The 25,447-nt window shown below is 66.3% G+C and carries 27 protein-coding genes and 1 pseudogene; 8 read left to right on the forward strand and 20 right to left on the reverse strand.

Annotated elements, in window-relative coordinates; all coding sequences use genetic code 11:
• Positions 1-86: 86 nt before the first annotated feature.
• Positions 87-977 (forward strand): LysR substrate-binding domain-containing protein, encoded by an 891-nt coding sequence (locus RH91_RS04680; RefSeq protein ID WP_010161415.1) that lies wholly within the window; start codon positions 87-89, stop codon positions 975-977.
• A 128-nt stretch (positions 978-1,105) separates the two neighbouring features.
• Here the strand turns inward: RH91_RS04680 and RH91_RS04685 are convergent, their stop codons facing one another.
• Positions 1,106-1,561: a peptidylprolyl isomerase gene (locus RH91_RS04685; protein ID WP_010161416.1), complete on the reverse strand. Its 456-nt coding sequence runs from the start codon at positions 1,559-1,561 to the stop codon at positions 1,106-1,108.
• A 127-nt stretch (positions 1,562-1,688) separates the two neighbouring features.
• On the opposite strand from RH91_RS04685, the gene mgtE reads away from it, so the two are divergent.
• Complete coding sequence (gene mgtE, locus RH91_RS04690) at positions 1,689-3,086, forward strand: magnesium transporter (RefSeq protein ID WP_010161417.1); 1,398 nt, start codon at positions 1,689-1,691, stop codon at positions 3,084-3,086.
• Between the two features lie 25 nt (positions 3,087-3,111).
• Positions 3,112-3,525 (forward strand): DUF1489 family protein, encoded by a 414-nt coding sequence (locus RH91_RS04695; RefSeq protein WP_010161418.1) that lies wholly within the window; start codon positions 3,112-3,114, stop codon positions 3,523-3,525.
• Between the two features lie 60 nt (positions 3,526-3,585).
• Here the strand turns inward: RH91_RS04695 and RH91_RS04700 are convergent, their stop codons facing one another.
• From RH91_RS04700 to RH91_RS04725, 6 genes are all read right to left on the reverse strand, one after another.
• Positions 3,586-4,302, reverse strand: a complete 717-nt coding sequence (locus tag RH91_RS04700) for a head GIN domain-containing protein (RefSeq protein WP_010161419.1) — start codon at positions 4,300-4,302, stop codon at positions 3,586-3,588.
• Between the two features lie 44 nt (positions 4,303-4,346).
• Positions 4,347-5,066 carry a head GIN domain-containing protein gene (locus RH91_RS04705; RefSeq protein WP_010161420.1) on the reverse strand — a complete coding sequence of 240 codons (720 nt, stop codon included), beginning with the start codon at positions 5,064-5,066 and terminating at the stop codon, positions 4,347-4,349.
• A 257-nt stretch (positions 5,067-5,323) separates the two neighbouring features.
• On the reverse strand, positions 5,324-5,857 hold the full coding sequence (locus RH91_RS04710) for a CarD family transcriptional regulator (RefSeq protein ID WP_010161421.1): 534 nt from the start codon (positions 5,855-5,857) through the stop codon (positions 5,324-5,326).
• Between the two features lie 246 nt (positions 5,858-6,103).
• Positions 6,104-6,445, reverse strand: coding sequence for a ferredoxin FdxA (gene fdxA, locus RH91_RS04715; protein WP_010161422.1), 342 nt, complete (start codon positions 6,443-6,445; stop codon positions 6,104-6,106).
• Between the two features lie 33 nt (positions 6,446-6,478).
• A complete protein-coding gene (locus RH91_RS04720) occupies positions 6,479-6,811 on the reverse strand; it encodes a S4 domain-containing protein (protein ID WP_010161423.1) in 333 nt (110 codons plus the stop codon).
• Entirely contained in the window at positions 6,804-9,320 is a 2,517-nt protein-coding gene (locus RH91_RS04725) for a helicase-related protein (RefSeq protein ID WP_010161424.1), read from the reverse strand. Before RH91_RS04725 ends, RH91_RS04720 begins: the two co-directional genes overlap by 8 nt.
• Positions 9,321-9,586: 266 nt before the next feature.
• Between RH91_RS04725 and RH91_RS04730 the strand changes: the two genes are divergently transcribed.
• Complete coding sequence (locus tag RH91_RS04730) at positions 9,587-11,053, forward strand: M23 family metallopeptidase (protein WP_010161425.1); 1,467 nt, start codon at positions 9,587-9,589, stop codon at positions 11,051-11,053.
• 236 nt (positions 11,054-11,289) lie between these two features.
• On the opposite strand, the gene RH91_RS04735 is transcribed toward RH91_RS04730, so the two are convergent.
• The 6 genes and pseudogenes from RH91_RS04735 to RH91_RS04760 all read right to left on the reverse strand — a co-directional run bounded on the left by RH91_RS04735 (position 11,290) and on the right by RH91_RS04760 (position 17,740).
• A complete protein-coding gene (locus RH91_RS04735) occupies positions 11,290-12,936 on the reverse strand; it encodes a helicase HerA domain-containing protein (protein WP_010161426.1) in 1,647 nt (548 codons plus the stop codon).
• 111 nt (positions 12,937-13,047) lie between these two features.
• The gene (locus tag RH91_RS04740; RefSeq protein WP_010161427.1) at positions 13,048-13,818 is read right to left on the reverse strand and encodes a TIGR02186 family protein; all 771 of its coding nucleotides are present in this window, start codon (positions 13,816-13,818) and stop codon (positions 13,048-13,050) included.
• Positions 13,815-14,729 (reverse strand): sulfite exporter TauE/SafE family protein, encoded by a 915-nt coding sequence (locus RH91_RS04745; RefSeq protein WP_010161428.1) that lies wholly within the window; start codon positions 14,727-14,729, stop codon positions 13,815-13,817. The genes RH91_RS04740 and RH91_RS04745 overlap by 4 nt, the downstream gene beginning before the upstream one ends.
• Before the next feature lie 38 nt (positions 14,730-14,767).
• Positions 14,768-15,847 carry a hypothetical protein gene (locus RH91_RS04750; RefSeq protein WP_010161429.1) on the reverse strand — a complete coding sequence of 360 codons (1,080 nt, stop codon included), beginning with the start codon at positions 15,845-15,847 and terminating at the stop codon, positions 14,768-14,770.
• Between the two features lie 32 nt (positions 15,848-15,879).
• Positions 15,880-16,623: pseudogene (locus tag RH91_RS04755) on the reverse strand (glycosyltransferase family 2 protein); the annotation flags it as partial.
• Positions 16,624-16,795: 172 nt separating this feature from the next.
• Positions 16,796-17,740 carry an AraC family transcriptional regulator gene (locus RH91_RS04760; protein WP_029623606.1) on the reverse strand — a complete coding sequence of 315 codons (945 nt, stop codon included), beginning with the start codon at positions 17,738-17,740 and terminating at the stop codon, positions 16,796-16,798.
• A 41-nt stretch (positions 17,741-17,781) separates the two neighbouring features.
• On the opposite strand from RH91_RS04760, the gene RH91_RS04765 reads away from it, so the two are divergent.
• Positions 17,782-18,516, forward strand: a complete 735-nt coding sequence (locus RH91_RS04765; RefSeq protein WP_010161433.1) for an SDR family oxidoreductase — start codon at positions 17,782-17,784, stop codon at positions 18,514-18,516.
• Between the two features lie 220 nt (positions 18,517-18,736).
• On the opposite strand, the gene RH91_RS04770 is transcribed toward RH91_RS04765, so the two are convergent.
• Together RH91_RS04770 and RH91_RS04775 are read right to left on the reverse strand one after the other, a co-directional pair.
• Positions 18,737-19,150, reverse strand: a complete 414-nt coding sequence (locus RH91_RS04770; RefSeq protein ID WP_029623607.1) for a hypothetical protein — start codon at positions 19,148-19,150, stop codon at positions 18,737-18,739.
• Between the two features lie 155 nt (positions 19,151-19,305).
• On the reverse strand, positions 19,306-19,626 hold the full coding sequence (locus tag RH91_RS04775) for a hypothetical protein (protein WP_029623608.1): 321 nt from the start codon (positions 19,624-19,626) through the stop codon (positions 19,306-19,308).
• A 339-nt stretch (positions 19,627-19,965) separates the two neighbouring features.
• On the opposite strand from RH91_RS04775, the gene RH91_RS22250 reads away from it, so the two are divergent.
• Entirely contained in the window at positions 19,966-20,334 is a 369-nt protein-coding gene (locus RH91_RS22250; protein ID WP_157136858.1) for a hypothetical protein, read from the forward strand.
• 68 nt (positions 20,335-20,402) lie between these two features.
• Here the strand turns inward: RH91_RS22250 and RH91_RS04780 are convergent, their stop codons facing one another.
• The 4 genes from RH91_RS04780 to RH91_RS04795 all read right to left on the reverse strand — a co-directional run bounded on the left by RH91_RS04780 (position 20,403) and on the right by RH91_RS04795 (position 23,541).
• A complete protein-coding gene (locus RH91_RS04780; RefSeq protein WP_157136859.1) occupies positions 20,403-20,903 on the reverse strand; it encodes a hypothetical protein in 501 nt (166 codons plus the stop codon).
• Between the two features lie 533 nt (positions 20,904-21,436).
• Complete coding sequence (locus RH91_RS04785) at positions 21,437-22,195, reverse strand: glycosyltransferase (protein WP_010161437.1); 759 nt, start codon at positions 22,193-22,195, stop codon at positions 21,437-21,439.
• 166 nt (positions 22,196-22,361) lie between these two features.
• On the reverse strand, positions 22,362-22,868 hold the full coding sequence (locus tag RH91_RS04790; protein WP_010161438.1) for an RcnB family protein: 507 nt from the start codon (positions 22,866-22,868) through the stop codon (positions 22,362-22,364).
• A gap of 154 nt (positions 22,869-23,022) precedes the next feature.
• Positions 23,023-23,541, reverse strand: a complete 519-nt coding sequence (locus RH91_RS04795) for an outer membrane protein assembly factor BamE (protein WP_232283410.1) — start codon at positions 23,539-23,541, stop codon at positions 23,023-23,025.
• A 127-nt stretch (positions 23,542-23,668) separates the two neighbouring features.
• On the opposite strand from RH91_RS04795, the gene RH91_RS04800 reads away from it, so the two are divergent.
• Both RH91_RS04800 and RH91_RS04805 read left to right on the forward strand, forming a co-directional pair.
• On the forward strand, positions 23,669-24,187 hold the full coding sequence (locus RH91_RS04800) for a ubiquinol-cytochrome C chaperone family protein (protein WP_010161441.1): 519 nt from the start codon (positions 23,669-23,671) through the stop codon (positions 24,185-24,187).
• Positions 24,184-24,717 carry a YceD family protein gene (locus RH91_RS04805; protein WP_010161442.1) on the forward strand — a complete coding sequence of 178 codons (534 nt, stop codon included), beginning with the start codon at positions 24,184-24,186 and terminating at the stop codon, positions 24,715-24,717. Before RH91_RS04800 ends, RH91_RS04805 begins: the two co-directional genes overlap by 4 nt.
• 190 nt (positions 24,718-24,907) lie before the next feature.
• Here the strand turns inward: RH91_RS04805 and RH91_RS04810 are convergent, their stop codons facing one another.
• On the reverse strand, positions 24,908-25,444 hold the full coding sequence (locus RH91_RS04810) for a SixA phosphatase family protein (protein WP_010161443.1): 537 nt from the start codon (positions 25,442-25,444) through the stop codon (positions 24,908-24,910).
• Between the last annotated feature and the right edge of the window lie 3 nt (positions 25,445-25,447).

Raw genomic sequence — 25,447 nt, forward strand, 5'->3', positions numbered from 1 at the left:
CGCTATCGATTGCGCGTGTCGCGTATTCTGTAATTGAACGATAGCAACATGGTGCGTCGCACCATTTGGCTTGGGAAAGGCTCCTCATGCGGAGATTACCGCCACTCACCGCGATCGAAGCGTTCGTCCAGGTCGCCCGGACCGGGTCGATCAAGGCGGCGTCGCAGGAACTGGCCCTGTCGCCGCCGGCGCTCAGCCGCCGGATCCAGTCGCTCGAACGATTCATCGGGCGTCCGTTGTTCGAACGCCGCCATCAGGCAGTGGTGCTCAACGCCGATGGCGACCGGCTGCTCCAGCAGATCGCGCCTGCGCTCGACCAATTGTCCGACGCGGTCGAGGTGATGACGAGCAATACCGATGTGCTCCGGCTGCGGCTCGGCATTTTGCCGCTGTACGCATCGCAACGGCTGTTCCCGCGGCTCGGCGAATTGCGCACGCGGCATCCCGAGTTGCATCTCGACATCGATACGAGCACGCACAACATCTCGCGGCTCGGTGAGGGGCTCGACGCGGTCATTGCCTTGGCGCGCGATATCGATCCCGCGCTCTATTCGCGACGGCTCGATCGCAACCAGGTCTATGTGATCGGGGCGAAATCGCTGATCGAAGGGCCGGATCCGGTCGTGCGGCCGGACCAGCTCGCCGGGCTGACCGCCTTGGTCCACCGCGAGATGCCCGACACGTTCAGCGCATGGCGTGCGGCGGCGGGGCTGACCGATCTCGAACCGCTCGCGGTCGACCATTTCGATTCGGGCGCGCTGATGCTCGAGGCGGCCGCGCAGGGGCTCGGCATCGCCTTCATGCACGAAAGCCATTTCGCCGATGCCAACGATCCGCGGATCGTGCGGTTGTTCGATATTTCGGTGGAGAGCCCGTACAGCTACTGGTTCGCGTGCCGCCCGCGGGCGCTGTTGCAGAAACCGGTCAAGCTGTTCCACGACTGGCTGATCGCGACGATCGCCGATCCGAGTGTGTAGATTCTTCTTCTAAAGCCCCTCCCCTTCAGGGGAGGGGTTGGGGGTGGGGAAGTGCCTCGCAGAGAGGTGGCCCTGCTGGACTGCCCCACCCCAACCCCTCCCCCGAGGGGGAGGGGCTTTAGTAAGGTTTAAGCAGCCGTCGCCTTCAAGATCTTGCCCGGCGCGCGCGGCGGCTCGCCCTTCGGCAGCGCGTCGATGTGCTCCATGCCCGACGTCACCTGACCCCACACGGTGTACTGACCGTCGAGGAAACGTGCATCGTCGAAGCAGATGAAGAACTGGCTGTTCGCCGAGTTCGGATCGTTGGTGCGCGCCATCGACGCGACGCCGCGGACGTGCGGCTCCTTGGAGAATTCGGCCGGCAGGTTGGGCTTGTCCGAACCGTGCATGCCGGTGCCGGTGGGGTCTCCGCCCTGCGCCATGAAGCCAGGGATGACGCGGTGGAACACGACGCCGTCGTAGAAGCCGTCATTGGCCAGCTCGGCAATACGCGCGACGTGCTGCGGCGCGAGATCGCCACGCAGCTTGATCACGACGTCGCCGCCGTCGAGGGTGAGCGTCAGGTTTTCGGGAAGATCGGCCATGTTGGGCTCCTGAATTGGGACTGACGCTGCCGTAGCGATGCACCGCCGCAGAGGCAAATCGCCACTGATTGGCTTTGTTCCCATATCGGGCTAGACGAGCGGCTTGAGGGCAACAGGAGGTCCACCCGTGAGCGAGACCGAGCTCCTACCCGAAACCGACACGACCCAGCTCGACGAGGACGATCGGCTCAAGCCCGAGTTCGTCCGCGCGGTGATCGACGCGGTGCAGGCGGGCGACGCCGAAACGGCCCGGTCGCTCGTCGAACCGCTCCACCCCGCCGATATCGCGGATCTGTTCGAGCTGACCCCGGCGGATTGCCGCGCTGCGCTCGCGAGTGCGATCACCGACCTGCTCGACGGCGACGTCTTTGCCGAGATGAACGATTACGTCCGCGAGGATCTGATCGATTCGCTCTCGGCGAGCCAGGTCGCGGATATCGCGTCCGAACTCGACACCGACGATGCGGTCGCGATCATCGAGGACATGGAGCCCGCCGACCAGCGCGAAGTGCTCCGCGCGCTCGACCCCGATGATCGCGCCGCGATCGAGGAAGCGCTGAGCTATCCCGAGGAATCCGCCGGCCGCCTGATGCAGCGCGAGCTGATCGCGGTGCCCGAGCACTGGACCGTCGGCGACACGCTCGATTACCTCCGCACGCACGACGCGCTGACCACCGATTTCTGGGAAATCTTCGTGGTCGATCCGGCGCACAAGCCGATCGGGACGGTCGCGTTGTCGTGGATCCTGCGCACCCCGCGCGGGATCGGCATCGGCGACGTGATGCAACGCGAACAGACGCTGATCCCGGTCGACATGGACCAGGAAGAGGTCGCGCTGCGCTTCCAGAAATATGCGCTGATCTCGGCGGCGGTGGTCGATCCCGGCGGGCGGCTGGTCGGGATGATCACGGTCGACGACATCGTCCACATCATCTCCGAGGAAGCGGGCGAGGATATCCTCCGCCTGTCGGGCGCGGGCGATGGCGACATCAACGAACCGATCCTGCTGACGGTGCGGACGCGGATCACCTGGCTCGTCGTCAACCTTGGCACCGCGATGCTCGCGGCGTCGGTGGTCGGCGCATTCCAGGGCGAAATCGCGCGGTTCGCGCTGCTCGCGGTGCTGATGCCGATCGTCTCGGGGATGGGCGGCAATGCCGGCACCCAGACGCTCGCGGTCGTCGTGCGCGCGCTTGCCACCAACCAGCTGACGAGTTCGAACACAGCGCGGATGATCCTGCGCGAATTCCGCATCGCCGCCGCCAATGGCGCGATGCTCGGGGTGCTCGTCGGAAGCGGGACCTACCTCGCGTTCGGCAATACCGGGCTCGCGATCGTGATCGCGATGGCGATGATCATCAACAATCTGGTCGCCGGGCTGGCGGGCGTGCTCGTGCCGGTGTCGCTGGAGCGCGCCGGGGTCGACCCCGCGGTATCGTCGGCGGTGTTCGTCACGACGATGACCGATGTGATGGGTTTCTTGTCGTTTCTGGGACTTGCGACGCTATGGGGGCTTGGCGGCTGACCCCGCTGCGCCCAAATCGCATCGCATGTTGCATCTGACCAAGGTTGCGTTCGGCGCGACGAGCCTCGACCATCTCGCCGAACGGCTCAAGCAGCGCGCCGCGGAAGGTCCGGTGTTCCTCACCACGCGCTACCTGCCCAAGCGGCACGAGGAAATCGTGCGGGAGGGCGACAAGGGCGGGTCGCTCTACTGGATCATCAAGCACACGCTCGTCGCGCGCTCGCCGATCCTCGGCTTCGGCGAGGCCGAGGGCGGGCGGGTGGCGATCCACATCGATCCCGCACTGGTGCTGACCGAAGGCCGCCCCAAGCGCGCGCACCAGGGGTGGCGCTATCTCGAACCGGGCGATGCGCCTGCGGATCTGGGCGGCGACGTGGTGGTGGGGGATGCGATGCCGGCGGCACTCATCGGCAAGCTGGCGGCGTTGGGACTGATCTGAGGCGCATCGATCCGGGGACTATCCCCCTCGCTGGCCCATCCAACGTCCTGAGACGCCGCCTTACGGTGCCGGACCAGCGCCACATCGGATCGGCCCGGTCGCCGCGCTCGAAACCCGGCACGTCGGCTTGCCGTAGATCGTCACCGCGCCAAGCCCCGTACTCGTCGCATCGGCGGTGTAGCGCGCGGTCGCGGTCACCGTCCCCGATCCGTCGAGCCGCACGGTCAGCGCGTCGCTGCGCAGCGCCGTCGCGTCGATCCCCCCGGTCCCGCTGGTCAGCAACCGTACGCGCCCCCCGCGACCGCCGAGCGTCATCGCGCCCGATCCGAGCATCGTAGCGTTAAGTTCGTCGCCATCGAGCCCGGGCGCTTCGATCGATCCGCTCCCCGTGACCTGCAGGTCGATCCGCTGCGCGCGGAACGGCCCTGTCACCGCAAGCCGCCCGCCGCCGACCACGGTCGCCCCGCGCAGCATCGGAACGCCGAGCCGGATCACCAGGGACTTCGCCGTCCCGCGCCGGGGGACTTCGGCCCAGCCCCGGCTACCCGCACGCACGACGAGCGTCCGCCCCTCGACCCGGATATCGATCGTGTCGCTCGCCTCCGCCGGGCCATCCGCGCGCGCCGACGGCGCGGTGCGGGTCGTCAGCGCAACGTCGAACGGTCCGTCGATCCGGATCCGGTCATAGTCGGTGACGACATAGGAGCGCCCCGTCGCCGCCGATGCAACACCGGGCGCGACGAGGAGAAGCAAGGCGAACAGGCGGACATTCCTCATCCGAACGGCATCGCCGCGAACGGGTCCTTACGCAAGCGCGCGCTTCAGCCGCCGCAGTGGACGTCGCCCGACCCGGTCTTGCTGACCGTGCAGCGCGCCTGCGGCCCGAGATCGACATCGCCGGAGCCGACCAGCGAAACGCGTGCCGGGCCAGCAACGTCCGCGCGGACATCCCCCGATCCCGCAACCGAGACGGTCGCCGTCCGCGCCTTCACGCCGCCCGCCGCGACGCTGCCCGATCCGGCGACGTCGATCGTCAGCCGTTCGACCCGGCCCTTGGCATCGATATCGCCCGAACCCGCGACCGACAGCCGCGCCTCGGGAACGCTGAGCGCCCCGATCGAGAGATTGCCCGACCCCGCCGCTTCGCCGCCGAAGCGCTGCCCGTCGACCCGGTCGATCGCGAGATCGCCCGATCCCGCGACTTGCGCGCCTGTGATGCGCGGCATCGTCACGAACACCTTCACGCCCCGTCGCCCGCCGCCCCAGCCGAACCCGGCGAGGTTTTTCTTGCGCCCGATTTTCAACGTATCGCCGTCCCGGACGATCTCGAGCTTGTCGAGCTCGGTGCGCGGCCCTTCGGCGCGGACCGAGAAGCCGGTGCCGACCCGGACATCGACATCGTCCGATCCGCGGAGCGAGACCGCGCTGAAATCGCTGATCGCAAAGGTGCGGGTGGTTCCAGACCCGGCAGGTTCGGCCGCGTCGCTCGTGTTCGAACACCCCGCGAGCGCGAGGACGGCGATCAAGGTCAGACTGCGCATACGCCACCTCCTGTGTGTTGCCTTATTAGTACACCTTTGCGCGTCCGGTGCAACCCCCCGCCCCAAGCTGCCGTCCGGCTGAACTCGTTTCAGCATCCACCGTGCAACGGGAGCGGACCGTTATTGTGGCGCGGTGCACCCGCGCACGCGCTCGAAACGCAGGCAAGGCACTCCCGTGAGCAATCGACCCGCCACAACGAAAAAGGGGCGACCGTTGCCGGCCGCCCCTTTTTCGTACCACGTCTGTCCACAGACGATCAGGCCGGAGCCTTGTCCTTGTTGTGGATCGCGGCCGCCTTGCGGAGGATCTCGAGGATCTTCTCCTGTGCGGTCGGCTCGTCGACCTGCTCCATCGCGGCGAGTTCGCGCGCGAGGCGGCTGGTCGCGCCTTCGAAGATCTGCCGCTCGGAATAGCTCTGCTCGGGCTGGTCGTCCGCGCGGAACAGGTCGCGGACCACTTCGGCGATCGACACGAGGTCGCCCGAATTGATCTTCGCTTCATATTCCTGCGCGCGGCGCGACCACATGGTGCGCTTGACGCGCGGCTTGCCGGTCAACGTCTCGAGTGCCTCGCGCAGCGTCTTGTCGCTGGAAAGCTTGCGCATCCCGACGCTTTCCGCCTTGTTGGTCGGCACGCGCAGCGTCATCCGCTCTTTTTCGAACCGCAGAACATAGAGTTCGAGCTGCATCCCGGCGATTTCCTGCCGCTGGAGCTCGATCACACGGCCAACGCCGTGCTTGGGGTAAACGACATAATCGCCGACGTCGAAGGACAGCGCCTTGGCAGCCATTCCGTTAGACCTTTCTGTGAACCGGGTATCCCGGTGCAACGCACTACACGCAGCAAGGCTGCATCAGCGCACGCGGGGGGTGTATGGGTTTGAACGTCTCCGTGTCGGAAAAGCACTGATAGCGCTTACCGTCAGCCCCGGTTTAACATAGTCGTAATAAAATTACCAGCCAAACGTCGCCGAACGCGCTGCGCCGGCGTCGTAAAACGCCGGTGGCAGTCCCGAATCCGATCCGTCGGTTGCAGCTCAGTCGCCCGCGCCGGGTTCCGCCGAGAAGAATTTGTCATACTTGCCGGTCTCGCCCTTGTGCTCGTCCGCGTCCGCCGGAGTCTGGTCCGCCTTGCGCGTGACGTTGGGCCACTGGCTCGAGAAGGTCGTGTTGAGTTCGAGCCACGGCTCGAGGCCGCTCTCGGTATCGGGCAGGATCGCTTCCGCGGGGCACTCGGGCTCGCACACGCCGCAATCGATGCACTCGCTGGGGTTGATCACCAGCATGTTCTCGCCTTCGTAGAAGCAGTCGACCGGGCACACCTCGACGCAGTCCATGTACTTGCACTTGATGCAGGCATCGGTGACGACGTAGGTCATTAGGTAACTCCCGGAGCAACGAACCCGACGCTGCTATGCCCGAGCGCCCGCCTCGTCAATGATTGCAGTGCCTGTTCGGTCATTTTCGATGAGGTCGGTGTAGCAGGCGCGCCCCGCATCGGGCGGTCCGCGGCGTTCGGGAAGGCATTCGACGCGGATCGCGCGGATCCGGCCCGACGGCGTCGCGAAGGCGAGCACGCTGCCGACGCGCACCGCCGCGGCGGGCCGGTCGACCGCACGTCCGTCGATCCGCAACCGCCCGCCAGCGGCCATCCCCTGCGCGATGCCGCGCGTCTTCACGATCCGGGCGAACCAGAGGAAACAGTCGAGCCGCATGCTCGGGCCGCGGGGGAAGGCTTCAGCCATGCACCGCCAGATCGGCGAGCGCCGCAAAGTGCGTGCCGCGCGGGGCGACGACGGGCCGGACGGTGGGGAGGCCACGCCAGACCCAGCGCGGCGCCGCATCCTCGGGAGCGGCGGGTGCCGGGCGGAAGCCGAACCCCGCCATCAGTTTCTCGATCGTCGGTTGCGTCAGCCCCATCGACAGCGCGAGCGCCGGATCGAGCGCGAACGGCTGGCGCCCCGCCGCACCGCGCGCATCGTGCGCCGCGCGCGCGATCCGTTCGATCAGGTCGATCCGCACGGCCTGCGCCGCGATCGGGCGATAGCCGTCCGCAAGCGTCGCACCGGGCGCGCCGCGCACCAGCACGCTCGCGCCCTCGCGCGGCGCTTCCGCAATCGGTCGCCCCTCGCGAATCGCGAACAGCGCGCGCCGCCACCGCGCGGCGGCGGGCTTGAGCAGACGGGGGTCGAACAGGTCGAGCGCACCGATCGTCACGCCCGCGCGCCGGAACGCCTTGCGCGCGGCACCGTCGAGCTTGTCGAGCACGGCGACGACCTCGCTCCGCGCGACCAGCCCGCCGCCCGCGACCAGCGCCGCCGCGACCGCGCGCGACGCCGGGCTCGCGGCAGGATCGCGCTGGACCGAGTCGAGCAGAACCGGCCCCGGCAGCGCGCGCGCCACCGCATCGCCGAACCAGCCGCGCAACCGCAGCTCGATCTTCGCGCGCAGCGCGACGTCGAGGCAATCGAGCGCACGATCGAGAACGACCCGGGGCCGCACCAGGCTTTGCCCGGGCGCAAAGGTCGCGACGGTAAAGCCGCGCCACAGCAGCACCGGCGTCTCGCCCGCATCGGTCCGCAGCGAGACATCGGCATCCGCCGCCTCCGCCAGTGCGGTCCCGCGCTTGCCGCGCTCGTCCCCCAGCCGGCGCTCGGCGGCGGCGAGCAGCATCCGTTTGTCGCTCGCGCGCGCATCGGCGGCGACGGTGAAACGGAACCCGTCGAGCCGCCCGATCGCATGATCCTCGACCATCACCTCGCCCTCGGCGCCGATCGTGACCGGCAGCATCCGCGGGTCCGCGCCGATCTGCCGCATCAGCAGCGTCGTCCGCTTGTCGACGAAACGCTGCGTCAGGCTCGAATGGAGCGCGTCGGACAGCCGCTCCTCGACCGCGCTCGCGCGCTCGGCCCAGTGCCCGGGGTCGGCGAGCCAGTCGACGCGGTTGGCGATATACGCCCAGCTCCGTGCCGCCGCGATCCGCCCGGCGAGCGTCTCGACATCCCCCGCGACCGTATCGAGCCGTGCGAGTTCTGCCGCGAACCACTGGTGCGGGATATGCCCCTGCCCCTCGCTCAGATGCCCGAAAATCCGCGCGACGAAGCGCGTGTGGGGATCGACCCCGAGCTTGCGGAAATCGGGCAGCCCGCACGCCGCCCACAGCCGCGCGACCATCAGCGGATGCCGCGCGCGGGCACGGACCCAGTCCTCCTCCGCCATCCGCTTCAACACCGCAAGATCGACCGATTGCGGTGCCGCACGCAGACGGCGGTTCTCAGGCTTCGCCTCGAGGCTCGCGATCAGCGCGGCGATGCTCGAGAAGTCGGGCTCGCCCTCGCGCCAGTAGAGATGCTCGAGCGGCGGGAAGCGGTGCTCCTCGATCGCGAGCACTTCCTCGGGTGCGAACGCCCCCGGCCCTTCCTCGACCAACGCGCCGAACGTCCCGTCACGCTGGTGCCGCCCGGCGCGGCCCGCGATCTGCGCCATTTCGGCGACGGTCAGGCGACGCTGACGATGGCCGTCGAACTTGTTGAGGCTGGCGAAGGCGACATGGGTGACATCCATGTTGAGCCCCATCCCGATCGCGTCGGTCGCGACGAGATAATCGACCTCGCCCGCCTGGAACATGGCGACCTGCGCGTTGCGCGTGCGCGGGGAGAGCGCCCCCATCACCACCGCAGCACCACCGCGCAGCCGCCGCAGCATTTCCGCGACCGCATAGACCTCCTCCGCGCTGAACGCGACGATCGCGGAGCGTTTGGGGAGGCGGCTGATCTTCTTCGCGCCGGCATAGCTCAGTGTCGAGAAGCGCGGGCGGTTGATGATCTCGATTCCGGGGACGAGCGCCTTGACCATCGGCCGCAGCGCCTCCGAGCCGAGCAGCATCGTCTCTTCCCGGCCGCGCGCGCGCAGGATGCGATCGGTAAACACGTGCCCACGTTCCATGTCCGCGCCCAATTGCGCCTCATCGACGGCAACGAACGCCAGATCGCGGTCGACCGGCATCGATTCGGCGGTGCACAGGAACCAGCGCGCGTCCTTGGGGACGATCTTTTCCTCGCCGGTGATCAGCGCGACACGGTTCGCGCCCTTGATCTTGACGACGCGGTCGTAAACCTCGCGCGCCAGCAGGCGCAGCGGAAAGCCGATCATGCCGCTCGAATGGCCGCACATCCGCTCGACCGCGAGATGCGTCTTGCCGGTGTTGGTCGGCCCGAGCACCGCAGTGACGGTGCTGTCGTGATCGCGTTGCATGACAGAGCCAACATCGCGTTGCGGAACGCGTTGCGCAACCACCGTCTTTGTTAAAATCGCCCGATAATCAAACTGTCGCCCCCCGGTCGCTGGTGTGGCAGCAAAGCGTTCCATGCCTCGTCGCGCGCATCGAACGGCTGGCCGCATCGCGGATTACCGTGAGCGGCAGTTAATTTGACTTTAGCATTCGTGCGGCACAGTCCCTGGGCCTGACGCTGCGGGGCCAATTCAGGCAGCGTGTCACGTCTTTCGGGGGCCAGTCAGCCTTGTTCGTACCCAATGTCCAGGGCCTGGAAAATGCCGGCGGCACGACTGCGCTGTCGTTCGGCCGCGCGATCGCGCCGGTTGCGCAGGTCAGCCGACTGGAACGGTTGCGCGCCGTCGCCGCGCAGATCGACTGGGTTCCCGATCTCGGCACGCGGATCGGCTCGCGCGACTGGTGCCGCGGGACGGCAACCTGCGCGCTGCTGTGCGCCACCGCATTCGCCGTCGCGCCGCCGATCGCCCATCCCCTGCTCGGCCAGGCCGCCGCACCGCTGACCGGCACCGACCGCGAGGAAGCGCGCGCGCAGATCATCGCGCCGCTCGCCTGGGGCGCGGACACCGGGCGGCACATGGCGTCGAACGATCTCGTCCGCCCGCTCACCGAAGCGCCCGAACGCCCGATCGAGCAACGCACCGCAACCGTCGGCCACGGCGACAGCCTCGGCGACATGCTCCAGCGCGCCGGGCTTTCCGAACGCGATGCGCAGGATACGGTAGCTCTGGTCGCGACGACGGTGTCGCTCGGCGACCTGAAACCCGGCACGCAGATCCCGATGACACTCGGCCGCCGCCCCAATCGCAGCGTCGCGCGCCCGCTCGAGGCGCTGTCGCTGCGCGCGCGGTTCGATCTCGCGCTCGATCTCAAGCGCGTCGGCGACCGGCTCGTGCTGGAGCGCCATGCGATCGCGGTCGACGATACGCCGCTCCGCATTACCGGCGCGGTCGGATCGAGCCTGTATCGCTCGGCGCGCGCGGCAGGCGTCCCGATCCGCGCGGTCGAGGCGTATATCAAGGCGATCGCGAGCAAGGTTCCGGTCGGCCAGATCGATTCGACCGACACCTACGATTTGATCGTCGAACGCCAGCGCGCCGCAACCGGAGAGACGCAACTCGGCAAGCTGCTGTTCGCGGGGCTCGGCCAGCGTTCGCACCGGACGCAACTCGTCCAGTGGAACGACGGCACCTGGTATGAGGCGACGGGCCAGGCGGAACGGCAGGGCCAGTTCACGATGCCGGTCTCGATGGCGCGCGTCACGTCGAGCTTCGGGATGCGTTTCCATCCGCTGCTCGGCTTCTCGCGGATGCACAAGGGGATCGACATCGGCACCGCCTGGGGCACGCCGGTGCATGCACCAGCCGACGGCGTGGTCGCCTTCGCCGGGCGCAGTGGCGGCTATGGCAATTTCCTCAAGATGGCGCACGGCGGGTCGATCGTGACCTGTTACGGACACCTCAGCCGCTTCGCGGTCCGCGCGGGGCAGCATGTGTCGCGTGGCGACGTGATCGCCTATTCGGGCAACAGCGGGCTGTCGACCGGGCCGCATCTCCATTGGGAAGTGTTGCGCGGCGGCGTCGCGGTCAACCCGCGCGGGTTCTCGTTTTCGAGCCTGTCGACGCTGTCGGGCGAGCAATTGCGCGCGTTCCGCGCGAAGGTGTCGGGGCTGCTGGCGGTCAAGCCGGGCGCGTAAGACAGGGATAACGCCCAGGAATCCGCCACCCCGGCGAAGGCGAGACCTCTGCGAGAGGCGGTCTACGCCCCCCCCGTTTGGTGTTTTCCCGCGAAGGCGGGAATCCAGGGCTAAGCAAAACAATGGCGTACAGTTCTCGCGACTCCTGGACTCCCGCCTTCGCGGGAGAACAGCTATGGTTTCGCAGAGGCCATGCCGTCATCGGAATGACGGCAGGATTATGAAACACCCCTCCGTTACCGCCCCTGCGCGCGCCAGCGTTTGAGCGTGCGCGCGATGATCTCGTCCTCGCCGCCGGTTTCGCGCCACAGCTTCGAGAAGACCGGATCGTCCGACGCCGGACGCCGCGCATCCTCGAGCGAATCGAACGACACGCGCACCGGCACCGCGACGCCTTCGCCGCAGACGATGCATTCGCGGTTGCGCAGCGCAGGGATCGAATCGAGGAACCCGCGCGCGCCCTCGGGCATCGCCGCGCGGACGAACGCCTGGTCGCGATCGTTGTTGAGCCGCATCGCGATGATCGTCCCGCACTGCGACAGCACGCCTTCCGCCAGATCCGACGGACGCTGCGTGATCAGCCCGAGCGACACGCCGTATTTGCGGCCTTCCTTGGCGATCCGGCTGAGGATCCGCCCGACGCTCGAATCGATCTTGTCGCCGTTCGGAATGTAGCGATGCGCTTCCTCGCAGACGAGCAGGATCGGGCGCTTGGGCTCGCCGCGCGACCAGATCGCGAAATCGAACACCATCCGGCTGAGCACCGCGACCACCACGGACGTGATCTCGCTCGGCACCCCCGACACGTCGATGATCGAGATCGGCTTGCCGTCGCCGGGCAGGCGGAACACACGCTGGAGGAACCCCGCCATCGTGTCCGCGACCAGCATCCCTGAGAACATGAAGCCGTAGCGCGGATCGGCCTTGATCTCGTCGATCTTGGTCTTGAGCCGCAGATACGGCGCGGTGTCGCCCGCGCGGTCCATCTTGCCCATTTCGAGCCCGATCAGGTTGGTCAGGTCGCTCAGCAGATACGGCACCGGCGCATCGACCGTCAGCTTGGTGATTTCCTGCCCCAGCCGCCCCTTGGCGCGCGCCATCAACAGGCATTTGGCGAGGATGTCCGCGTCGATCTGCTTCTCCGAGCCGGAGCTGGTGACGAACACCTCGCAATGTTCCTCGAAATTCATCAGCCAATAGGGCATCTGCAGGTTCGACACATCGTAGATCGCGCCATTGTCGCGGAAGGCCGAGGCATATTCGCCGTGCGGATCGATCATGACGACATGGCCCTGCGGCGCCATCTCGCAGATCCGGTGGAGGATCAGTGCGGCGCTGGTCGACTTGCCGGTGCCGGTGCTGCCGAGCAGCGCGAAATGCCGGCCGAGCAGCGCATCGACATAGAGCGCGGCGCGGACGTCGCGAGTCGGATAGACCGTGCCGATCTCGATATGCGCGCGGTCGTCCGCGGCGTAGATCTGCTTCATGTCGGGGGAGGAGACCGGATAGACCATGCACCCCGGGACCGGATAGCGCGTGACGCCGCGGCGGAAATTGTAGAGCTTGCCGGTGAGTTTCTCCTCGTCGCCCTCGCCGAGGAAATCGACCTGCGCGGCGATCCGGTCGGCATGCCCGTCGAGCAGCTTGAGCGAGCGGATGTTGGCGATCAGCCAGGTCGAGCCGACCCGCATCTTGATCTGGCTGCCGACCGACCCCGCGCTGGCGACGACAGGGTCGGGATGCGCCCCGGTTTCATCCAGCGCGGCCGCGTCGAGCACGACCATCCCGCTCGATCCCGCGATGTCGAACACCATGCCGATACAGGTCGCGATCGTCAGCGGTGCCGGATCGGCAAAGGCCTGGGGGGCAGGCATTTGGGTCATGTGCGTGATTATCCTGGCGTTCCTGATCGCCGGACCATGGCGGGGACTGGTAAAGATTGCGTGTTGGCGCGTCCCGCCCGCCGCCTTCCCTCGCCGTTCGTCGAAGCGCCCTCAGAACCGCCGCGCGATCCACCCCGCCGCCCAGCCGAACAGCACCGACAGCGCGACCGCGACCAGCCCGTATGCGACCGACCAGTGTTCCGCCGAGCGCGCGACGAAGCGTTCGAACCCCGATTTGCGGATCTCGATCTCACGCGTCGCCGCCGCCAGCACGCGGCCGTCGCGAATCAGGAAGGTCTCCGCGGTGAACCGCCCGACGGGAACGCGCGCGGGGATCGTCACGCGCGCACGGTACAGCACGCCGTCGGTGATCTCGACCGCGCCCGGCGACTCGACATACAGCCCGGTCCGCGTCTTGAGATCGACCAGCCCGCGCGCGAAGCGATCCTGTTCCGACGTCGGCGCGCTCGAGGCGGGCGACAGTTGCAAACTTTCGAGCCCCAGTTCGTAGATCGCGCGGGTCCGCGTGTTCATCAACTGCTCGATCGGCCTGGACGACGCGATCGCATAATAGCTCGGTGCCGAGCGATAGCGCAGTCGCGCGGCATTGACCCAGATCAGCCCGCCGAGCTTGTCCTTCTCGCGCACCAGGATCGACTGCGTCGGCCCCTTGACCACCACGACGATGTCGGTCGGCTTGTCGTCATCGGGCAGCCGTCCGCCGGGATAGAGGATCGCGCCGAACAACAGCAGGTTCGCGCCGGTGAAGCTGTACTGGATCTCGATATCGCGTTGCGACACGTCGGGGACGAGCACCGGCTTGGACGCGGTCTGCGCCATCAGCAGCGGAGCCGCCACCGCGGCCAGCGCAAGCCGCTTCACGACAGTTCGACCGAATAGATCTCGTCCGGCCGCCAGCCGAGCCCGAGTGCGATCCGCCCCGCGACGAGCAGCACGATCACCGCGAGCGCGAGCCGGAGATATTCGGGCTTCACCTTGCTGGCAAAGCGCGCGCCGACCTGCGCCCCCGCGACCGACCCGACCAGCAGCAGCACCGCCAGCACGATATCGACCGCCTTGGTCGTCGTCGCATGCACCATCGTCGCGGTCGCGGTGACGAACAGCGTCTGGAACAGCGACGTGCCGACCACGACCTGAGTCGTCATGCCAAGCAGATAGAGCATCGCGGGCACGAGGATGAACCCGCCACCGACCCCCAGCAGGATCGTCAGGATCCCGACCCCGAAGCCGAGCAGCAACGGCGCGAGCGGCGAGATGTACAGCCCCGAGCGATAGAAGCGCGTGCGCAGCGGTAGCGCCGCGACGAGCGGGTGGTGCCGCCGCTTGCGCGGTCGCGGCGGCGCGCCGGACCGGACCGCGCGGATCGCGCCGATCGCCTCGGTCGCCATCATGCTCCCGATCGAGCCGAGCAGCAGGACATAGACGATCGCGATCACGGTATCGATCTGCCCGGTCGACTGGAGCAACCGGAACAGGAAGCCGCCCACGACCGAGCCGATCATCCCGCCCGCGACGAGCACCCCGCCCATCTTGAAGTCGACGCCCTTGCGCCGGACGTGCGCGAACACGCCCGAGACGCTCGCCCCCGTCACCTGGCTCGCGGCGGAGGCGGCGGCGACGGTCGGCGGGATGCCGTAGACGATCAGCAACGGCGTGGTGAGGAACCCGCCGCCGACGCCGAACATCCCCGACAGGAAGCCGACGCCGCCACCCAGCAGGATGATCACCAGCGCGTTGACCGAGAGATTGGCGATGGGCAGGTAAATGTCCATGTGCCGACGCGATAGCGCGCTCCGCCCAAAGCCGCGACTCAGAAATCGGTGCCGAGCGTCAGCGCGGGTCCGGCCCCGGGCCGCGCGCGCCCGGCAACGCGTTCGCGCCAGTCGACCATCAGCCGCAGGGTGGCGCGCCGGACCGGCACCGCAAGCGTCAAACCAGGCCCAAGATCGAACCGCGCGGCACCCCGCTGCGCGCCGCCCCAGACACCCGCGCCGAAATCGACCTCGGCCCGCCCGACATGCCCGACGCCGCGGGTCACGCGCACCGCCGCGTCGGCATAAGGTTCGACCCGGGCACGGCGGATAGCGCCCGCCTGGCCATACGCCTCCGCGTGCAGCCCATGCCCCGCGGCGATCGGGCCGAACCCGCCGATGACCGCGATTCCCGGACCACCCTGCCCTTGTCCAAGTGCGAAGCGATTCTCCGCGACGAGCTTGACCGGCAGCCGCGTGGGTTGCCATTCCAGCCCCACCGACGCCTCGCGCAACCCCGGCCCCAGCGGCGTCGTCACGCGCCCCGCGAGCGCGACCCGCTTATGCCGGTCGATCGTCCGCACCAGCCGGACTCCCGCCTGCGACCCGCCGAGTTGCCCGCCCGCCGGCGCGCTTCCCTGGTCAATCCCGGCGCGCGCCACCATCCACGCGCTGACCGACCACCGCTTGCGTTGCGCCGGATCGCGTTCGGGTGGGTCCGTCCGTTCGTCACGCCGAAGGGGCCGGACCTCGTTGTCGGTCGAACCGGCGCGGACCGCCCGCCCCTCCTGAGTGCCGTCATGCTGAACGCGTTTCAGCCTCCCCCGCGCATCCTGGCCGGCCTGCCGTTGCGGCACGGTCGACGCTGAAACGCGATCAGGGTGACGCTTGAAATAGGGGTGGGACTGACCCCGGCCGTTCGGATGGTCATCAAACACCCCGCCCCGGCGCAGCTCCTGCGCGGCGTCAGTGCCGCGCGGCGCATCGATCCGCGCCGTCATCGCCCGGAAGGGCGGCGACGCCCGGCCGACCCACGCGGGGTCGCGTACCGCGATCGACGCGGGCGCTTCCGGTGCAGGCAGCAGCATCGCCACGCGCAGGCCGATCCAGCCGGTCGCGACCGCGCCAAGGAATCGCAACGGGCGGCCCCGGTCGGCCCGTGGCGTTCGCCTCACGCTGGCGGGCCGGACAGGTCCGGAAAGACGTGCGCGGTCTTTTCCCACCGGAGCGCGACCCCACACAACGATCCGACATATCCCACCAGCGCGCGCCGGGCCGCGAACAGTGCGATATAATTGGCGACGAACGCGCGTGGCAGCGACCAGCAGGCCTCCCGCCAGCCATAGGCCCGTCCGGTGAACAGCGCGCGCATCGCCAGCCGCCAGGCAAGCAGCGCCGCATTCGCCCCGAGCAGCCATTTGCCCTTCGTCGCGAGGTTGGGAGCCGGTGTCGCCAGCAGCAGATGGCCCAGCCGCGACGCGGTGAATGCCGCCAGCCCGAAATAGGCCGCCGCCACCACCAGCACCGCCAGCGGCGCGCGCCGGTCGCGCATCCGCATCCAGTGATCGCGCCAGTCCCGCACCGGTCCCCACCCAAGCCGATCCCACCCCGACAGCGCGATCCCGGTCATCCAGCGCGCCTTCTGGCGCACAGCGCTGGCACTGGTCGACGGGAAATAGGCGCGGACCGCGACCAGCGGCCCCCCTTCCGATTCGCGGACGCGCGCGAGGATTCCGCGTCCGCCCAGCCCGGCGACCTGCAGCCCGAATTCATAGTCTTCGGTCAGCGACGCCGCATCGAACGGACATCCGCCGCGCGCCGTCGCAATTCGCTCGATCATCCCGCGCTCGATCGCGCAGCCGACCCCCGCCAGCGGCAACCCTGCCCCGAGCAACTGGCGGACGACGAGCTGCTTGCCGTGCGCCTCAAGCCATTGGGCGTTATCAGCACTCCGTCCGAGCGCCCATCACCTCACGCCTACGTCCGATTTTGGTGGAAAACGGAACGGCGGCTTTCGGGAACGGGGGTGGCGATAGCCGACATTGCGGGGCTGCTGCTTTCCCGAAATGAATGGTGTTCCGGGAAAGTCAGCGATGCCGTTCCCGGCTGGTAGGTGGCACGCCGAACATACGTTTGTATGCGTAGGCAAAGGCACTTTGCGACAAGTAGCCGACGCTGTTGGCAACGACGGCGACAGTCCCTTCGCCCCTCGCCAAGGCTGCGCGGGCAAGCGTCAGACGCCAGCACCGCAAATAGGTGAGCGGGGGTTGACCCACGCGGCGGGCGAACTCGGCGGAGAAAGCGGCCCGCGACATACCAGCCAGACCGGCGAGTTCCGCTACTGTCCATGGCTGTGCGACGTCATCGTGAATTGCACGAAAAACACGGCCAAGCCTCGGCTCGGCTAAGGCACCTAGCCAGCCGATCTCGCCCGAACCCGGACCCCCGGCATGAGCACGTATGGCCTCCACCAGCAGCACGTCGGCAAGCCGGGCACTGACGACTTCGCCGCCGATCATATCGCGCTCGAACTCGCTGTTCATTAGACCGAGAATGATTGCGACGGCACTGGATGCCAGCGAAGATCGCGAAACGACCATGCACTCCGGCAGCATATTGAGCAGGAAGTCCGCGTGGCCCGGCGTGAACGTGACGGTGCCTCCTATCGCGATCGTGTCATCCCCGCCAAAACGCGCTACATCGCAGCCGGGCGGATAGAAGGCCCGACCATCGACGGGCATTTCGTCGGGATGACTTGCAATCACGTAAGCGGTGCGCCCGAGCACGCACACGTCGCCCTCGGACAGACGCTGAGGCGCGCGGCCGGGCAGCAGCATCCAACCATTGCCGCGCAGCATGGCCATGAACTTGAGCCGATCGATGGAAGGGAACTGCAAGGCCCATCGGCCTGCCGCTTCCATGCGGGTTTGCCGTGCAACTTTTGCGCCGAGAACACTAAGCACCTCGGACAGTGGGTCACGCGTCGGTTTAGACGATTGCGATAAACTCATAGACGGTGTCACATAGATCATCTGGCATTCGGAGACTATCTCGATGACCAAGGAGATAGCTAATGGGTATCGAAGGCAAAGTCGTCGCGATCACGGGCGCAAGCAGTGGCATAGGGCGGGCGACCGCAACGCTTCTCGCTGAGCATGGCGCGTTTGTGGTGCTAGGTGCCCGAAATGACGATGCGCTCAAGGCCGCTGCCGGCGAGATCACAGCCAAGGGCGGAAAGGCAGTTTTCAAGTCCACCGACGTTCGTCGCCGAGCCGATTTGGAAGAACTTGTCGCTCTCGCGGTCGAGAATGCCGGGCGGCTCGACGTCATCATCAACTGCGCCGGGATCGGGCCGATCTCGCGCTTCGACGCACTCGACGTCGATGGCTGGGACGCCATGATCGACGTGAACCTGCGCGGCACGCTTTACGGTATCGCCGCCGCCCTACCGGTGTTCGCACGCCAAGGAAGCGGGCATGTGGTCAACGTCATCTCCACAGCCGGCATCAAGATGGTCCCTACGATGGGAGTGTATGCCGCTACCAAGAACGCGGTGCGGACAGCCACGGAGATATTGCGGCAGGAAGCAGGGCCGAACCTTCGCGTAACCGAAATTTCACCAGGGATGACCGCGACCAGCTTTGGCGACAGCATTACTGATCAGGCAGCAAGAAACGCAGTCGGCGAGCAGATCAGCGCGATTGCGATCCCGCCCGATGCGATTGCACGTGGCATCCTCTATGCCATCGAACAGCCCCCGGAAGTCGATGTCGGGAGCATCGTCATTCGCCCCACCGCGCAAAGGTGACAGCGTTCCCGCAAAGGAAACCATACCGGGACAGTCGCCCGGGCGATCACGGCGAGAGCCGTCCGCCCCCCCCTTTCCCAAAATCTGTTCCCGATTGCTCTTTCTCGAATTAGCCTGTCGGAGACGGAGAAACGGAAAGATTGCGCTTAACGAATGGCCGTTATCGGGAGCCCGGATCGCCGGCCTGACCGTCCGCTTGTGGGCGTCTCCGGTCCGTCCGCTAAACGCGGGATTGCGTTGCCTCCTCCGCGGCGAGCGCCTTTTGAAGTTCGTTAATCGTGCCAGCGTCGAACCAACCCTTCAGCAGGTATCCGACCCTCTTGCCGTTTCGCCAAAGCACAAAGGAAGGAAGTATCGGAACGTCGCCAGCCGAGCCTTCTCGAATTTCGGTGCCGAGGCGCGCCGTAATCCAAACGGTGCGTCCGTAGCGTTTTAGCCGAACCTCATCGTGTGAAATGCAAAGCCGCATGGTGGCGTTGAAACCAAACAAGATCGTTGAGCCAAGCACGAGACCGGTGGCAGTCAACCATTCCGATGGGTTTAAGGCTAGGTCCGCCACCCCCACAACGGTGAGAGGAAGGCTCGGGATAAGAAGCAATACCCATGCGCTTAGTCGCGGCTTGAAAGTCCTCATTCACGCAACATTGCACGCGGTAGGAATGTCTACAATTGGGCGTTTCCGGACCGTCCGCTTTCGAGCCTGAAAGCGGACGGTCGGCTTTCAAGCACGGTGGTCGCAAGGCTGACGTCTGAACGTCGCGACCTGGTGGAGAGCTGCCGTTCCTGCCGTCAGTGATAATAGAGACTAAACCCGATCAACAGCGGCATCGCGAGAATGGCGGTAGCCCCAGCCGCGATGACCGGTACAGCCCACTTTCGCGAAGCAGGCCTCCCATCTATCAAGCGACTGATTAGGTAACCCACGAGCAGGCAATACACGATTGCCCAGCGGTACAGAACCTGCACACCGACGATGCAGTTCGTTTGCCAGAAGGACAAAACGCCGCAAATGTTGTCGGGCATGTCACCTTGTGGTTGAAACACGAACACAGCGAGCAGCGCAAACGCAGCAACGCCGCCGTAAATGCGACCGAGAGAAATCATGTTCATTGGCCGCCTTAACCCGTCAGACGAATGTCCGAAACTGGGCGTTTCCGGTCCGTCCGCTCTCGGGGCGGCCCGGACCTGCGATAACGACCAATGCGCATAGCTGTGGCTCAAGCCATTGGGCGTTATCAGCACTCCGTCCGAGCGCTCATCACCTCACGCCTACGTCCGATTTTGGTGGGGAACGGACAGGCAGCTTTCAGGAGGCAGTTGGCGATAGCTGCCGTTCTCGAAAAAGATGGTGAAATGGGAATATGCGAACTTTTGCATTATTAACAATTTGACATGTGATCGTCGAACTTTGGTCTGTTACTTACGGATCATCTGCCATCGGAGCGCGTAATGGGCATCATAGCGACCGTTGTATCCCCTTCGGCCCAGATGGAATGGGGTGCCCCCTTTCCATCTGCGACCATGGTGTCGGGGCCTGATCATACAAAAACTGTTGATGCCAAAACCCACGTACAAGAATGCTTTTTACGCTACCGATTTAAATCAAATGCCTCGCTATCTGCGATAGCGGATTTTTATCTTCATGAAGGACAGGCTAATAAAGCAGTCTTGTTTGACGACTCGGAGAGTAAAATTGCTGGGTACCGGACACTCACATTTACGAAGCAAAAGTTCATGTTCGTGACGTTGTCACAAGAAACCGGTTATGTGCTCGGTGCCGTCGTATTTCAGGTGCGTAGCGGCTGCTCTCAACCATAGCAGGCGGCTGGCGGGCGCATTCTCGAAACGATGGTGTTTTGAGAAACTGCCCCCTGAAGGTCTAGCCGCTACTTCGTGTTTCTTAGCCTTACCCATGCCCAGCGCCAGAAGCGCGCTTCGGCGAGCATGAGCTTGACCAGTAAAGGAGGAATGCCTTGGCGCTCCAATGCTACGGCATCAGGTTTGCCACCAAACAAGATTCGCATGGCCGCTACGAAAGCCATGCCCTCGAAAATGGCTAACACAGCAATGCCAAGACCACGAACCCAACCCAATTCACTCAGAATTGTCTCGGCTTGATCGGGTACGATCTTTGCCGCGATCCATATCCCGCCGCAAACCATCGCCAATGTCCGAAGCGCAAGAGCGCGGCGAGGCATGTTTCGGTAACACACCGCATAGATTAGCGGCACGAACACGCACCAATCGAAGATCGTCGCTGCCTCGCCTAGCTTTGGCTCAACCTCCCAAGGATAGGACGTCCGGAAGGTCAACGCGGCAGCGAGCAAGAAAGGAAGCACGAGGTAGAACCAGTGACGTTGAGCCACATTCAATGCCTTGTGCATCACGGATGCCCTCTTGCTGAACGATCACAGGTTTACTGTTAGATGGTGCTGACCTCCAGCGAAAATACCTACCGTAAGCGGCACGTCGTTTCTGATTGGGAAGGTCCAGCGGGAAAGGCGTGGTGCGGCAGTGGTTTCATCGTCGCCGAACGAGCAGCTTCCTCAAAATCTGTTCCCAATTGAGTTTCCCGAAATTGCCTGCCGGACATGAAAAAACGGGAATCTGATGATGGCTCGAACGGCAGGTTTCAGGATCGTGCCCGTACAGACTGAACGACCGGGTTTGGGCGTTTCCGGACCGTCCGCTTTCGAGCCTGAAAGCGGACGGTCGGCTTTCAAGCACGGTGGTCGCAAGGCTGACGTCTGAACGTCGCGACCTGGTGAAGAGCCGCCGTTCGTATGCTATGGGATTCGCATGGATAGCTACCTACCGCTTCTGCTCATTCCGGGCCTTCTGCTCGTCATTTGGTTTGGCAGCGTTCCCCAAATCAAGCGGTATATGAACGACATAAAAACTGGACCATCCGAGGATCGAGCTAAGGCCGATCGCGAGAAGGCTGATACGCACGAGCAGGCAGCCGACTAAAAGGCAATGGCTGCAAGTGCGCGTTTCCGGTCCGTCCGCTCTCGGGGCGGCCCGGACCTGCGATAACGACCAATGCGCATAGCTGTGGCTCGGCAAACTCGTCCGCATAATGCCCCGACACGAGGCGCGCGCCGCGATCGACCAGCGGTCGGATCGGCAACTGGACGACGCTGTACGGCCCGATCAGCGTATCGAACACGCGAAGTTCGCCGGGGTGCACCAGATCTTCCGCATCGTGCAGGATGATCGCCGCGGCAGTGCGCCCGTCCAGTGCCTCGTCGCGGGCGAGTGCGCGCCACACGGTGTTGAGGCAATCCGCCTTGGTCGTCGGCCCCGGGCGCGCGCCGATCACCAGCCGGACGCGCGCGTCGCGCGCCGCCACGTCGGCGACCGCCGCAATCGTCGCGGGATCGTTGGGATAGGTGCCGACGTAGAGCCGGTAATCGCCATGGTCGAAGCGGTCGAGCGCGGTGGCGAGCATCGCGCCGATCACGCTCGCCTCGTCCCATGCCGCGATGAAGACCGCCATGCGCCGCTGCGGCCGCGGATCGCAGGCCGCGAGGGTGCGGGGCAGTGCGTGTGGTCTTCGCCCGATCCGGGAGACGAGCCACGTCAGGTCGATCGCAAGATCGTCCAGCCCGCCGATGCAGAAACCGACCATCGAAAACAGGATCGCTTCATGCGCGATCGAATCGATCGCGGCGACCATCCAGCCCCCCCCACGCCGCGCCCCCCGACTTAGCTCCAGCGTGAGACAAGCACGAAAAACGCCGTCGCCACCCGGGGATTGCTGCGGGGGTGAGCCGCGTGAAACAGGCCGGCCGCCCCCGGATCGTTCTCCGGGGACAGCCAGCACCGCTGCGACGAAAAGGATTTTAGCGGTAGAAGCCCCGGATCACGTCGACGACATAGCCGCGCCGCGTGTCGACGAGGATCACGTCGTTATAATGCCGCACCCACTGCTGGCCCCAGCCCGGGCGCCGCAGATGATAGCGGTACGGATCGGCGATAATGTAGCGCGAGCCGTAATAAGGCGCGCCGATCCGCAGGCCGGGGCGGAACGACGTGTAGCCGAACGGCGCGTTCCAGCTGCCGCGGGCGTAGGTATTCGGGTTGCGATCACGCCAGCCGCGCCAGTCGTCGCGGCCCCAGTTGCGGTCGCGGTCGCGCAGGTCCTCGCGATATTCCTGCCGGGCATCGCGGACGTCACGGCGCTGCTCCCGCACGTCGCGCGGGTCGCCGCTGCGATACGCCTGCCGCAGGTCGCGCTGCTCCTCGCGGATGTCGCGACGGTCGTGCCGCAGTTCCTGGTACGATTGCGCCTGCGCGGCCACGGGCATCAGCGTGGCGGCGAGCAGGGCGGTGACGACGAGTTTACGCATGGATCATCTCCTCCGGTTTCCAACCTGTCGCCGTGTCGAAGCGGCAGGCCATGAAAGGGACTATGACCGGATTCGACTGAACCCCGCGCGAACGCCGATGTCAGCAAAGCGTCAGGGTTGTATCAGAGTGTAACGATCCGCCGGGGCGCGTCGTTCACGGGGTCTCGCGACCGCCGCCGCTGCCGTTCGGGCCACCGCCGGTGTTGCTGCCGCCGCCGCCGCCACCGATCGCACCGACCGTGCCGATGTTGCCGAACAACTCGTCGAAGAAGCTGCGCTTCTTGCCCAGCGTCGGCGTGATCTTGCTCGACGGGCTGATGCTCGCGACCTGCTCCGCGCCGGTGCGGCGCACCGCCGACACGACACCGCGATCGTCGAAGCTGATCCGCACCGTGGTCTGCTCGCGCACCTTGGGGTTGTTATACGCGTAATTGCGCGTCTCGCGGCTGATGTAATACCAGTCGCCCTGGTTGAACTGGCTGGTAAAGCTCGGCTTGCCGAGCACCGCGAGGACCGACTGGCGGTTGTCGGTGCCGGTCTGGACCGAATTGACCAGGTCGGGATCGATCACATAGCCCTGGTGCGATTTCAGCGGAACGCACGCGCTCCCCCCCACGATGATGGTGGCGGCGAGGACGGCGGCCGTCAGCTGGCGGACGGACTTGAGGCTCATCGACTTCTCCACACCGGCGCGGCACCCAGGGCAGGGCGCGCCATTCCATTGCATCCCGGACGCGATGCCTCAATATGCCGGGAAACGCGGCCAAACAAGGGCAGGCCTTGGGCAACCGCGAGAGGATATGCGTTTGAGCTGGCTATCAAAGGTTTTCGGGCGCCGCGACGACGATGTCGCGCTGTCGCTGTACCACGCGGTCGTCGCGCAGGCGCGGCTGCCGCACTGGTATGAGGCGGGGGGCGTACCCGACACGATCGACGGGCGCTTCGACATGATCGCGGCGATCCTGTCGCTGGTATTGTTGCGGCTCGAGCGCGACCCGTCCGCCGCGGCCGGGGCTAGCGCGCGGCTGACCGAGCGGTTCGTCAGCGACATGGACGGGCAGTTGCGCGAATCGGGGGTCGGCGACATCGGCGTCGGCAAGCATATCGGCAAGATGATGGGGATGCTCGGCGGGCGGCTCGGCGCGTATCGCGACGGCCTCGCGGCACGCGACCTGCGCCCCGCGCTCGAGCGGAACCTCTACCGATCGGGCGCGCCCGCGCCTTCTGCGCTGGCATATGCGCAGGACGCGCTGTTCGCGTTCGACGCGCGCCTCGCCGCCCTTCCAACGCCCACTATCCTTGCGGGAGACATCGCATGACCGCCCCCGAATTTTCGCGCACCGAACGCCTCGACACGATCGGCGAGGGCGAGCGGACGATCGCGATCACCGCGAACGACGCCGAGCGTGCAGCGCTCGCCAAACGGTTCGACCTGATTTCGGTCGACCGGCTCGAGGCGAAGTTCGCGGTGCGCCGCGATGCGGCGGGCGTCGTCGCGCGCGGGACGGTCAGCGCGGCGGTGGTGCAGGCATGCTCGGTCACCGACGATCCGCTGCCCGTGACGGTCGAAGAGCCGATCGCGCTGCGCTTCGTCGACCACGAACCCGATTCCGAGGAAATCGAGCTCGATCCCGACGCGCTCGACACGATGGTGTTCGACGGGGCGGCGATCGATCTGGGCGAGGCGGCGGCGGAGACGATGGCGCTGTCGCTCGATCCGTTCCCGCGCGGGCCCAATGCCGCGGCGGCGCTCAAGGCGGCAGGCGTGATCAGCGAGGAAGAGGCCAAGCCCGCGGGTGCGCTCGCCGGGCTGAAGGAAGCGCTCGAGAAGCGGCTCGACCGGTCGTGAGGGGGGGCAGCGCCAGACCTTCACGGTCTGCACTTCCCCGGCGAAGGCCGGGGCCCAGTAGTGAAGGTCGCTGAAACGGAGCTCAGCGCCTGCTCCTCAACGCCCGCTACTGGGCCCCGGCCTTCGCCGGGGAAGCGGTGATGAAAAGACGCCCATTTATACCGGCGGCCAGGCGACAGGCCGACCCGCCTCAGTCCTCGTCCGGCCCCAAACTCGCGTCCAGATCGCGCGGCCGTACGAACTTCGTCAGCCGCGCCGCACCCGGCGTGAGATCCGCCCATTCCCCGTCGAACGTCATCTCCGCCATCGTCGCGGTCGGATATTTCGCCTCGAGCGCCATCCGCAACGGCTCCTCCGACATCGGCACGAGCCACAAAGCGAGATCCTCCAGCCCGGGATTATGCCCGACCAGCAGCAGCCGCTCGGTCGCCGCGGGCACCTCATGCACCAGGTCAAGCAGCGTCACCGCCGACGCGAGATAGATCCGCCGGTCCCACGCCGGTGCGAGCGTCCGGCCATAGCCGCTTTCGACCCCCGCGAGCGTCTCGACCACGCGCACCGCGGGCGAGGCGACGACATGGTCGAACGCCAGACCTGCGCCGCGCAGGTGCGTCCCCATCATTTCGGCGGCGCGTTTTCCTTTTGCGTTCAATGCCCGATCGAAATCGCGCAGCGCCGGGTCATCCCAACCCGACTTGGCATGGCGCAGCAGCGTCAGCGTCTTCACGGG

The sequence above is a fragment of the Sphingomonas sp. PAMC 26617 genome, assembly GCF_000242835.1.
In the GTDB taxonomy this organism is placed as follows: domain Bacteria; phylum Pseudomonadota; class Alphaproteobacteria; order Sphingomonadales; family Sphingomonadaceae; genus Sphingomonas.